The 12,323-nt window shown below is 39.4% G+C and carries 8 protein-coding genes; all 8 read left to right on the plus strand.

Annotation, left to right across the window (positions count from 1 at the left end):
- Positions 1 to 75 precede the first annotated feature (75 nt).
- The 8 genes from ACSV5T_RS01135 (at position 76) to ACSV5T_RS01170 (ending at position 12,205) form a co-directional block, all read left to right on the plus strand.
- Complete coding sequence (locus ACSV5T_RS01135; protein ID WP_005386310.1) at positions 76 to 1,158, plus strand: efflux RND transporter periplasmic adaptor subunit; 1,083 nt, start codon at positions 76 to 78, stop codon at positions 1,156 to 1,158.
- Positions 1,159 to 1,170: 12 nt separating this feature from the next.
- Positions 1,171 to 1,893 carry an ABC transporter ATP-binding protein gene (locus tag ACSV5T_RS01140; RefSeq protein ID WP_303880328.1) on the plus strand — a complete coding sequence of 241 codons (723 nt, stop codon included), beginning with the start codon at positions 1,171 to 1,173 and terminating at the stop codon, positions 1,891 to 1,893.
- A complete protein-coding gene (locus ACSV5T_RS01145; protein WP_295823976.1) occupies positions 1,886 to 3,097 on the plus strand; it encodes an ABC transporter permease in 1,212 nt (403 codons plus the stop codon). Before ACSV5T_RS01140 ends, ACSV5T_RS01145 begins: the two co-directional genes overlap by 8 nt.
- A gap of 226 nt (positions 3,098 to 3,323) precedes the next feature.
- Positions 3,324 to 3,788, plus strand: coding sequence for a PaaI family thioesterase (locus ACSV5T_RS01150; RefSeq protein ID WP_295203159.1), 465 nt, complete (start codon positions 3,324 to 3,326; stop codon positions 3,786 to 3,788).
- Positions 3,789 to 3,824: 36 nt separating this feature from the next.
- Positions 3,825 to 4,847, plus strand: a complete 1,023-nt coding sequence (pheS, locus tag ACSV5T_RS01155) for a phenylalanine--tRNA ligase subunit alpha (protein ID WP_438320038.1) — start codon at positions 3,825 to 3,827, stop codon at positions 4,845 to 4,847.
- Positions 4,848 to 4,856: 9 nt separating this feature from the next.
- Positions 4,857 to 7,301, plus strand: a complete 2,445-nt coding sequence (gene pheT, locus ACSV5T_RS01160; RefSeq protein WP_438320039.1) for a phenylalanine--tRNA ligase subunit beta — start codon at positions 4,857 to 4,859, stop codon at positions 7,299 to 7,301.
- An 88-nt stretch (positions 7,302 to 7,389) separates the two neighbouring features.
- On the plus strand, positions 7,390 to 9,813 hold the full coding sequence (locus ACSV5T_RS01165; RefSeq protein WP_438320040.1) for a DUF3656 domain-containing U32 family peptidase: 2,424 nt from the start codon (positions 7,390 to 7,392) through the stop codon (positions 9,811 to 9,813).
- Positions 9,814 to 9,826: 13 nt separating this feature from the next.
- Positions 9,827 to 12,205 carry an endonuclease MutS2 gene (locus tag ACSV5T_RS01170; protein WP_438320041.1) on the plus strand — a complete coding sequence of 793 codons (2,379 nt, stop codon included), beginning with the start codon at positions 9,827 to 9,829 and terminating at the stop codon, positions 12,203 to 12,205.
- Positions 12,206 to 12,323: the final 118 nt, after the last annotated feature.

Here is a 12,323-nt window from a genome sequence, read left to right on the forward strand (position 1 = left end):
TTAAAAATACTAATAGTATTGTTAGGAACGATACATGTTGTGCCAATATCTTCGTTTTAATATAAGGAGATTATAATGAAAGAATTTTTGCAAAAGCATCGTAAACGCATTATTGCAGGTGCTGTTGTTCTTTGTGTTCTTGGTGGTGGTACATACTACTACATGCATAGCGAAGGTTCTAAGCAAACACAAAACTTATATACTACTGGTAAGGTAGAAAAGGGTGATGTAAAAACTAGTATTAGTGCAACTGGTACTATTAACCCTGTCAATTATGTAGACGTTTCTACGAATGTGGCTGGTAAGCTTGAAAAAGTCTTAGTAAAAGAGAATGATCAAGTTACAGCTGGTCAAGTTATTGCTTATATTGATACACGTCAATTGCAAGCCTCTGCAGATGATGCACGAGCTGCATTAGCTAAGGCAGAACTTGATATGAATCGTTATAAAGCATTAGCAGACCAAAATGCTATCGCTCAACAAACTTATGATGATTCTGTAACATCTTATGAACGTGCAAAATCTACGTATGACCGGGCAGCAGCAGATTTAAGCGATGCTACAATTACAGCACCAATGTCTGGCACTGTTATAGGCACACCATTGAAAGCTGGTCAAACTATCAGTACTGGTATTTCTACACAAATGATTATCGCTACGATTGCAGATTTAAGTGACTTAGAAATTTACTTAACTGTAGATGAAACAGATATTGGTAGTATCAAACAAGGTGCTAAAGTAGAATTTACTGTAGACTCTAAACCAGGTGAAACTTTCACAGGTTACGTATCTGAAATCGCAAAGGGTACAAAAGGTAACATGGGCGCTACAAGCAACAGTGTTGTTTACTATACTGTAAAGGTTCAAATTCCTGAAAATATTTCCAACAACTTCTTACCATCTATGACGGCTCGTGCAACCATCTTTGGTGAAGATATTAAAAATACATTAGTAGTACCTCTTACGGCAGTGCGTACAGATAAGCAAGGTGAATACGTATATGTTATTAAAGATGGTCAACCAGTACGTACAGCTGTTTCTACAGGTGTAACTGGGGATACTAATGTACAAATTTTAAAAGGTTTATCTGAAGGTGATGAAATCATCGTAAGCGGTGATGTAACGGCACCTAAGAATAATAACCGTGGACCATTCTAATAGTAGGTGAATATGAATCAAGCAGTAATCGATATACAAGGGATTACAAAGACCTATGTAAATGGTAAATTATCGGTGCCTGTTTTACATGGTATTGATTTACAGGTCAATAAAGGCGAATTCGTATCTATTATGGGTCCTTCCGGTTCTGGTAAGTCTACCTTTATGAACATTCTTGGCTGTTTAGACAGACCAACGACAGGTTCATACCGCCTTAATGGCGATGAGGTAGCTACCTTATCCGATGATGAATTGGCCTTTGTGCGAAATAAACAAATAGGCTTTGTATTCCAAAGTTTCAACTTATTAACAAAATTAACAGCCTTAGAAAATGTAGCGCTCCCTATGATTTATGCAGGGATGGATAAAAAATCACGTAATGAACGAGCTGCTGTACTATTATCTTCTGTTGGTCTTGGTGACCGTATGGATCACTTGCCATCTGAGTTGTCTGGCGGTCAGCGTCAACGTGTTGCCATTGCTCGTGCACTGGCTAATAACCCTGCTATCATAATGGCCGATGAACCGACAGGTAATCTTGACTCCAAGTCGACTATTGATGTTATGAATATTTTTAGAGGCCTTTACGATGAAGGGCGAACAATAATCCTTGTTACTCATGAACCAGAAATTGCAACCTATGCAAGTCGCAATGTAGTATTGCGTGATGGTTTAATTGTAGAGGATTCCCAAAATCTAAATATGACGCCTGTACAGGAGGTGCCACATGTATAAAGAGAGTTTCTTGATGGCATGGGCATCCCTCATTGCTAATAAAATGCGATCCATTTTGACCATGTTAGGCATCATTATCGGTGTAGCTGCCGTAATTGCCTTAGTATCTATTGGTAATGGTGTAAAGCAAGATATCCAAAATTCTATTTCTAGTTTAGGTTCTAACCTATTGATGGTTATGCCTGGTGCACCTCGTACACCGGGGGTTCGACCTTCTGCAGGATCTATGAAGTCTTTAAAGGTTTCTGACTATGAAGCTATTTCAAAGTTAGATGGTGTTAAAGCGGCTAGTCCTATGACAAATGGCTCGTATGTAGTTATTTATCAAAATAAGAACTGGACTACTTCAGTATCTGGTGTTAGCTATAACTATTTAGATGTAAACAATTGGTCTATGAAATCTGGTCGATTCTTGTCTGAAAAGAATGTACAGAATCGTGAACGCGTTGCAGTCGTAGGTAAAACAGTTGTTAAGAATCTATTTGGTGATGAAGATCCAGTAGGTGCTGAAATTCGTGTCAAAAATATTCCATTCCGTATCATTGGTGTTCTTAATAGTAAGGGCAGTGGTGCTATGGGTAATGACCAAGATGATATGGTAATTATTCCATATACTACAGCTATGGAACGGGTAGAAGGTGTTGATTATCTCCGGATGATCTACGTGGTAGGTAAGGATGAAAACGGTATCGATCGTTTACAATCCGATATTGAAAACCTATTGCGTGTACGACATGGTATTAAAGATACAAACCTTGATGATTTCAATATCCAAAACATGAACTCTATCATGGAAACTATGGAGGAAACAACAGGTACGTTAACATTATTCTTAGGTGCTGTAGCAGCTATTTCTCTTGTGGTCGGTGGTATTGGCATTATGAATATTATGCTCGTATCCGTAACTGAACGGACAAGAGAGATTGGGATACGTAAAGCGCTGGGTGCTACTTATAGTGTTATCGTTACACAGTTCCTTATCGAAGCTGTTGTTATCAGTTTGATGGGGGGCATAATAGGGATTATACTCGGCATAGGCTCATCTAAGCTGATTGGCATGGCTTCGGGCATGAGTACAGTTATATCTATACCAACGATTGGAATGTCCTTTGCCTTCTCTATGGCAATAGGTTTGATCTTTGGTATTTATCCAGCCCGTAAAGCGGCTAAACTTAATCCAATTGATGCATTACATTATGAATAATCCTTAGTTGTAGATGCGTTTTTTTAAGAACATACTACATAATTAGATAGAGTTATTCGCATATGGTGCGTTGCATGATACAATATGTATGATGTAACGCACCATTTTTATGTTTGTATTGAGTTTTTTTGCAAGAACGCTCTAAATCATTTCATGCAAGTATTTGGAAATAGAAGGGGATTAAGTTTAGTTAATCTATGTGTCAGTATATTGAATGGAGAACCATATGGCTACAACATTGTTAGAATATTTCAACGAATTACGAGATCAAAATCCATTTTCTTGGGTAAAAGATTCTGAAATTACTGCTGTTGAACCTGGTCATGCGGAAATGACCTTGCAAACTAATGAGACAGAGTACTGTAATTTTAGAGGGGACTTGCATGGCGCTGTTTGTATTGGTTTAGCAGATAGTGTGATGGGAACAGCTTGTTTTACATTGGGCAAATCTGTGAGCACTATTGATCTTAATGGTAACTATGTGAAAGCTGTTAAAGGCGGTACGGTATTGCGTGGTGTAGCTAATGTAGAGCATAGTGGTAAAACAACCATGGTTGCCACAGCTCGTATTTATAATGAATTAGGTGAACTAGTTCATTTAGCACGTGGTACATTTTTTGTACTAGAAGAGAAGCCATTACCTGAATTACCATGGCGTTTTATTGAAGAAGACAACCCTGATTTGGTATAATATAGTTTAGACTTTTAAATATAGGAGGATGCTTTAATGGAACAAGAATTACAACGTCTTAAGGCAGAAGCCCTTGAGGCCATCAAAGGCGCTGCTGATCAACAAGCGTTGCAAGATATACGTGTAAAATATCTAGGTAAAAAAGGTGAGGTAACAGCATTACTAAAAGGTCTTGGTAAATTATCTCCTGAAGAACGCCCTAAGGCTGGTGCTCTTGTTAATGCGGTTCGCGAAGCATTAGAGGCTGAACTTGAGGCAGTAAAAACTCGTATGGAAACAGAAGAGTTGAATGCTCGTTTAGAACAAGAACGCATCGATATTACATTGCCAGGTCGTGCAGTAAAATCTGGTCATATTCATCCATTGACAAAGGTTAATGAAATGATTGAAGATTTCTTCATGAAAATGGGTTATACCGTTGAAGAAGGTCCAGAAATTGAACAGGATTACTTTAACTTTGAATGTTTGAACTTACCTAAAGATCATCCTGCACGTGATATGCAAGATTCCTTCTATATTACAGAAAACTTCTTATTGCGTACCCATACATCTCCAGTACAAGCTCGTACAATGCAACGACATGAACCTAATAGTCCAATCCGCATGATTGCGCCTGGTAAGGTTTACCGTTGGGACTATGATGCGACTCACTCCCCAGTATTCCATCAAGTGGAAGGTCTCATCATCGACGAACATATTACATTTGCTGATTTGAAAGGTACATTAGAGTCCTTCTTACGTCACATGTATGGTGATGACACAAAGGTACGTTTCCGCACAAGCTTCTTCCCATTCACAGAGCCATCTGCAGAAGTAGATATTTCATGTGTAATGTGTGGTGGTGAAGGTTGCCGTGTATGCTCTCATACAGGTTGGCTTGAAATTTTGGGTTGCGGTATGGTTCATCCTGATGTATTGCGCATTAATGGGTACGATCCTGAAAAGGTTAAAGGCTTTGCCTTTGGCATGGGCGTAGAACGTATTGCTATGCTTTTATACGGCATTAACGATTTACGTCTATTCTTTGAAGATGATGTACGATTCTTGGAACAATTTTAGGAGGAACTCATGAAAGCAAGTTTACAGTGGATGAACGAATACGTGCCTGTGGATATGAATCGTCCTGCTCAAGAATTGGCCGATGAATTAACACAAGCTGGTATTCCTGTAGAAGATGTCATTGCTATGGATAATGGCATTAAGAAAATTTATACTGGTAAAATCGTGGAGATTACAAAACATCCAGATGCAGATAAATTACAAGTATGCCAAGTTGAATGCCTTACAGAAGAAGGTGAACCTGTTACAAAACAAATCGTAACAGCTGCTACCAATGTTGCAGTAGGCCAAATCGTGCCTGTGGCGTATCATAAATCTCGCTTAGCTGATGGCACAGAGATTAAAAAAGGTAAATTGCGCGGTGTAGTTTCTGAAGGCATGTTCTGCTCCGTTGCAGAATTTGGCATTTCTAGTGATTTAGTATTGCCTGAAGAAGCTCAAGGCATTTATATTTTCCCTGAAAATACACCAATTGGTCTTGATGTAAAAGACGTTTTAGGCTTAAATGATACAGTGTATGAATTTGAATTGACTGCTAACCGAGCAGATTGCTTCTCCATGGTTGGTTTATCCCGTGAATTCGGTATTATGACAAACCAAAAAGCTTTATTCCCTGTTATCATGGTTAACGAAAATGGCGAGTCTATTGAAGGAAAAGCATCTGTATCCATTGAAGCGGATGATCTTTGTACTCGTTTTACTGCTCGCGTAGTAACTGATATTAAGGTTGAGCCATCCCCATTGTGGATACAAAACCGTTTGCGTAACAGTGGCATTCGTCCTATCAATAACGTAGTAGACGTTACAAACTATGTTATGTTAGAACTTGGTCAACCTATGCATGCCTATGATTATGACCATGTAAAAGGTCATCAATTGGTGGCAAGACGCGCTAAAAATGGTGAAGTTCTTGTTACACTTGATGGTTCTGAACGCGAATTGAATGACTCCATGCTCATCATTGCCGATGCAGAACGTCCAGTAGGTGTAGCTGGTATCATGGGTGGCTTTGATAGTGAAGTGACAAATGAAACGACTACCGTTTTGTTCGAAGCTGCCGTATTCAATGGTCCATCCATTCGTCGTACAGCTAAAGCTCTTGGCATGCGTTCCGAAGCATCTGGTCGTTTCGAACGTGGTGTAAATCATAAATACACTGCTTATGCTATCGACAGAGCAGCTCAATTATTACAACAAATCTGCCCTACTTGTAAAGTTGATGTAGGCGTTATCGATGTATATAAAAATCCTGTAGAACAACATACTGTTACTTTTACAGCAGAACAAATTAACGATTACTTGGGCACAAACATTGAAAAAGACGAAATGGTTCGTATTTTGACTGCCCTTGAGTTCGTTGTAACTGAAGATGGCGATAAATTGTCTGCTCTCGTTCCAACATGGCGTGGCGACGTAACAGTGATGCCTGATATCGCTGAAGAAGTGGCTCGTATTTACAACTATGATAATATTAAGCCTACAATTCCGGTTGCCGTATTATCCTCTGGTGGCATGACACCTAAGAAAGCTCTTACTAAAGAGGTAACTCATGCATTGGCTAAATTGGGTATGACTCAAATCATTACATTTAGCTTCATGCATAAAGATGGTCTTACTAACATGATGCTTCCTGAAGGGGATAGCCGTTATACTGCCATTCCAATCTTGAACCCTATTTCCGAAGAATTCCCTTATATGCGTACTACATTGGTGCCAGCTGTTATCGAAGCTGCGAAACGCAATATTGCGCAACAAAATAAGGATCTTTGGTTGTTTGAAACAGCGAATGTATATGAACCAAAAGCATTGCCTTTGACAGAGGTACCTCATGAACGCCCTATGGCTTGTGGTATCTTGATGGGCAAGGCAAACCAAGCTGGTTGGAATCAAGCAGAACGCACTACAGATTTCTATGATGTAAAAGGCATTGTAGATGCGTTGTTAGCTGAACTAGGCGTTACAAGTTATGAAATCAATCGTGGCACTGAGCCATATTTCCATCCAGGTGTAAGTGCTCAATACGTTGTTGATGGTAAAATGATTGCTCAATATGGTGAATTACACCCACAAGTGAGCAAAAACTTTGATTTACCAGGCAAAGTATATATGTTTGAAATCGATTTGGAAGCCGTATTATCCTTAACGATTCCAGCATTCCGTTATACATCCTTCAGTAAATTCCCAGGCACTAGCCGTGACCTTGCTATCGTTGCACCAGTGTCCGTATCTAGTGGCGAAATTTTATCTATCATCAAAGAGCATGGTGGAGAATATTTAGAAAGTGCATCTATCTTCGACGTTTATGAAGGTGAACATATTGAAGCTGGTTACCGCAGCCTTGCATACAACTTACAATTCCACTCTATGGAAGGTACTTTGAATGATGAGGATATTGATGGTAATATTCAAGCTATTATCGATGCATTAGCAGAAATTAACTGCAAATTACGTTAATTTTAAGCAGTATATTGAAAGGGTTTACCGTATGGTAAACCCTTTTAGTACTATAGTTATACCTTTAGTTAGGTAGAAAGGATTGTCCATGGAATTATTGGCTCCTGCCGGTACGATGGAAAACTTTATAGCCGCTTTAGAATCTGGAGCTGATGCCATTTATCTTGGTGGTAAAGGCTTTAATGCCCGTGCTCATGCAGCAAACTTTGGCATTGAAGAATTAGCAGAGGCCATTCGATTGGCCCATATTCTAGATGTGTCCGTATATGTAACGGTAAATATTCTCATAGGCGATTCCGAATTAAAGGATCTCGAGGCGTATTTAAAGGACTTAGAGCGCATCGGTGTGGATGCTATTATCGTTCAAGATTTAGCGGTTGCTAAACTGGCGCAACGTGTGGCTCCTAAATTGCACTTGCATGGCAGTACGCAAATGACGGCTGCTACGCTAGATGCTGTGCGTTTTTATGAAAGCCTCGGCTTTACCCGTGTTGTATTAGCCCGTGAATTAAGCCTTGCAGAAATTGAACATATTTGTAAAAATTGTACAGCTGAAATCGAAGTCTTCGTACACGGCGCCTTGTGCGTATGTTATTCTGGTCAATGCTTAATGAGTTCTTTCATCGGTGGTCGCAGTGGCAACCGTGGTGCTTGTGCACAACCTTGCCGCTTGCCTTATGAGCTATTGGATTCATCAGGCACTAGCTTATTGCCAAAACACGAAGCCTATCTATTGAGTCCAAAGGATCTTAACTATAGTGAACATATGAATGAACTTGTGGCGGCTGGAGTTACGTCCTTTAAAGTAGAAGGACGTATGAAAAAGGTTTCCTATGTGCGTCAAGTTATTGGAACCTATCGTCATATTTTAGATACGGCTCATATGGACTCTTCTGATGCCGATGCATTGGCTTCAGGCTTTAATCGTGGGTTCTCTACAGATTATTTAACTGACCATGTTGGGAAATCCATGATGACTGTGGTAGCCCCTAATAATCAAGGGAAATTGATCGGCAAAGCAGAGGTCAAAAAGGGACAAGTTCATTTGTACCTAACAGAACCGATTGAAAAAGGATCCCTCTTAAAGGTCATGCAAAACTCTGGTAGTATTACGTACTATCAAATCGATCAGAATTGGTCCTTAGTAAATGAAAAGCATTTTGTAGGTAAACCTGATGAAGGCTTTGCAGCAGGACAAGTGTTCTTGGCATCTACGCCAAAGTCTCAAAAGCAACGAGGTTTACAAGATTTTAGTGCTAAGTTAGAGGTACATGGGTATCTATCTATTAATACAGACCGAGAACAGCTTTGTACAGATCTTACCTTTGTATTAAACGACGGTCGTACGGTCACAGTATCTAATGAGTTTGAACCGGTTTATGCTAATAATAAACCGACTACATTAGAGAAGGTTACAGACCAAGTAGGTAGATTAGGTAATACATTATTTACTCTAGCTTCTATGTCTATTCCCGAAGGGCCCTATATGTGGCCTGCTAGTGTTTTGAATGCATTGCGTCGCGATGCAGTGGAGGCCTTAGAAACTCTGTTAATTACAGATCATGAAAAAGCTTGGGCAGAACTTGCCGTAGAACCCCAAGATATGGCATCCTTAGTAGCTAAGGATACGATTCAGTACACAGAACCTATGGTGAGTGCTCGCGTTGATGAATTAGATTCTGTAAAAGCTGCTATTGACGGGGGCGCTAAGAAGATTATCTTCGGTGGTGACCGTTTACAACGTAAGCCTTATGAACTTAGCATCTACGAACAGGTAGCTAAGCTTTGCAAAGACCATAATGTACTTTGTGTATTTGCTACCCCTCGGGTTGTGAAAGATGATGAAGTAAAGGCGTATATGAATACCCTTAAGGCCATAGTTGAGGCGAAACCAGATAGCATTTCTATTCACGTCCCTCAAGCCTTATTGTGGCTTCGTGACTTAGGGTATACAGGTGCTATTGAAGCTGATACAGGTCTTAACATATTTAATGGCTCTGCATTACAAGTATGGGAAGATTTACATATGAGTAGCGTAGCACCATCTTTAGAGTTAACCTTGGCACAACTTGTTAACTTGCAAAAATCTACTAAATTGCCATTAGAAATAATGGTACATGGTTATACGGAAATGATGATTTCTGAATACTGTGCCATCGCTAGCTTTGTAGGGACAGGTAAAAAAGAAAACTGTCCTATGCCGTGCGTAACAGAAGATTACGCATTAAAGGACCGTAAAGGGGAAGTGTTTCCACTACGCACTGATCCATATTGCCGCATGCATATCATGAATAGTCATGAAATGGACATGCGTGCCTACGTACCAGAGTTACATCGAAAAGGGCTACATATATTGCGTATCGATGGTAGACATATGGATCCACATCGTTTGCGTACAATCGTAGCAGATTATGTATCCATTCAAAATGGAACAAAAGAGGCTCCGCCTAAAAGTGTAGGTAAAGATGATACACCTATTACAAGGGGCCACTATTTTAGAGGTATTTTATAAAAGAGGTAGTACATTGTTTAACGAAGATGTATTAGACTTTCACCATATAAAAGAACAATTAAAACAGCACTGTAGTTCTACCATTGCTAAAGAGTTAGCTATGCATATTGAACCCATGACGGATGCTAAAGCTATTCAAGAGAACCTTGATGAAACAGCAGAAGCCATGCGTTCTTTGCAAACTGAGGTAGAACAACCGTTAGGCGGTACGCGAGATATTCGTGAATCCTGTAAAAAGAGTCGTAAAGATTTTGTTCTTACTCGTGAAGCATTGTGGGATATATATTTGACCATTGGTGCTTATAAGCGTATGACAAAGTTCTTTAGAACAAAATATATGGAGTATCCATTGCTATCCCTATGGGTACAGGATATGCCGAATACAGATCGTATTGAAAACCGTTTTAAACGCGTCTTTGATGAAAAAGGGGAATTGCTTGATACAGCATCTCCTAAGTTGGCGAGCCTTAGAAATACGATTATTAAAACTCGTGAAAAGATTAAAAACGATATTCAAGCTATTTTGCACGACAAGGATAATCAAAAGTATTTCCAAGAAGCAATTATTACGCAGCGTAATAATCGCTATGTAATCCCTGTAAAACAGGAATATCGCCAATATTTTGATGGTCTTATTCACGACCGTTCTGCAACGGGTCAAACCTTATATATTGAACCGATGCGCTTGGTGAATCTAAATAATGAATTACAAGAGGCATTAATTGGTGAAGAGCAAGAGGTATTGCGTATTTACCGCGAATTATCAGCCCTTGTAAAACAACATAGCAATGATTTGATGGATGCTTGTGAAAAGGTATCACACATCGAATTTGTATATGGTAAGGCGAGCCTTGCTATTTCCTATAAGGGTGTACCAGCAATCTTGAGTACTGATAGAACAGTTAATCTCATGAGAGCTCGTCATCCATTAATTCCACCAAATGTAGTAGTGCCTACAAACATTCAATTGGGCACATCATATCGTATTTTATTAATCACTGGTTCTAATACTGGTGGTAAAACAGTATCACTTAAAACATTGGGATTATTGAGTTTAATGAACCAATGTGGTTTATTTATTCCTGCTGATCACGGCTCTATGTTGCCTATATTCCATAATATCTTTGCCGATATTGGGGACGAGCAAAGTATTGAAGCTAGCTTAAGTACGTTCTCCGCTCATATGACACAAGTTATTTCTATCATTAAACATTGTGGTCCAAATGATTTGGTATTACTCGATGAGCTTGGATCTGGTACTGATCCAGAGGAAGGGAGTGCTTTAGCGGTATCTATCCTTGAATTCTTCCGTAAAAAGGGAGCGCTTATGATGGTAAGTACTCATTATAATGAGCTTAAAAACTATGCATACCATACAGAAGGAATCGAAAACGGCCATGTAGAATTTGATGAGCGTACCTTAAAGCCAACGTATCGACTTCATATTGGCGTAGCAGGTAGTAGCCATGCATTGAGTATTGCGGCCCGCTTAGGTTTACCAAAAGATATCGTAACGCGCGCTGCAGAGTATAAATCTCAATTTGGTAGCCATGAAATGGAAGAAGTTCTTTCAGATTTGAATGAGCAACTTCGTAAGGCATCTGAACGGGAAAGAGCCTTAAAGAAAGAGCTTGATGAAACACGTCGCATGCGTGGTCAATTAGAGAAGGAAAAGAAACAGTTTAACGAAAAGCGTAAACAAATCTTAGCCAAAGCTCAAGCTGATGCAGAGTCTATGAAACGTAGCTTACGCGTCGAAGGGGAAGCGATAATCAAGCAATTAAAATCGCAATTCTCTGAAACAAATAAGGATAAGCTTCAATCTGCAATTAATGCAGCACGTAAAGGTATCTTTAATGTACATATACCAGAATCCCCAGTAGATGATGATCGTAAATCTTTGACTGCAGATGCTATTAAGGTAGGCCAAGCTGTATATGTTACATCTTTGCGCTCATTGGGTACCGTATTAGCTATCAATGGCAATCGTGTGAATGTAGATATTAATGGACTAACAGCTACTGTAAAGGTTAGCGAATTACAATCTACTACACGTGAAGAAGGAAATAAGCTTGCACGGGAACAAAAAGCAGCTATGCCTAAGACTAGAAAACGTATGGGTGGCTCTGCCGTACAACGTCAAAAAGAGGTTCGTACTGAAATCAATATTCTTGGACAAACGGTAGATGAAGCGACAGTTTCTGTTGGTAGATTTATTGACCAAGCTTTACTTGGTGGTGTTAATCAAGTGCGCATTATTCATGGTAAGGGGACTGGCGCATTACGAGAAGGTGTGCATCAATATTTACGTACCTTACCGCATGTAGCACACTTTGAAACAGCAGGCTATGACGAAGGTGGAGCAGGAGCTACCAATGTAGTTCTGAAATAAAGCTACTCAATAGTGATATAGTTATATATAATACAGTAAATTATTATCGTATATCGAATTGGTTATGGGGTATAGCCATAAACATATATATAAATAGAAAAGGTAGTAAGTTCTTTGA

The organism is Veillonella sp. ZSJB6 (assembly GCF_051549505.1).
Taxonomy (GTDB): domain Bacteria; phylum Bacillota; class Negativicutes; order Veillonellales; family Veillonellaceae; genus Veillonella.

Bases quoted from the DNA above. Each gene is read 5' to 3' on its own strand.
- ACSV5T_RS01135 (WP_005386310.1), top strand. From the start codon at position 76: ATGAAAGAATTTTTGCAAAAGCATCGTAAACGCATTATTGCAGGTGCT.
- ACSV5T_RS01140 (WP_303880328.1), top strand. From the start codon at position 1,171: ATGAATCAAGCAGTAATCGATATACAAGGGATTACAAAGACCTATGTA.
- ACSV5T_RS01145 (WP_295823976.1), top strand. From the start codon at position 1,886: ATGTATAAAGAGAGTTTCTTGATGGCATGGGCATCCCTCATTGCTAAT.
- ACSV5T_RS01150 (WP_295203159.1), top strand. From the start codon at position 3,324: ATGGCTACAACATTGTTAGAATATTTCAACGAATTACGAGATCAAAAT.
- pheS (WP_438320038.1), top strand. From the start codon at position 3,825: ATGGAACAAGAATTACAACGTCTTAAGGCAGAAGCCCTTGAGGCCATC.
- pheT (WP_438320039.1), top strand. From the start codon at position 4,857: ATGAAAGCAAGTTTACAGTGGATGAACGAATACGTGCCTGTGGATATG.
- ACSV5T_RS01165 (WP_438320040.1), top strand. From the start codon at position 7,390: ATGGAATTATTGGCTCCTGCCGGTACGATGGAAAACTTTATAGCCGCT.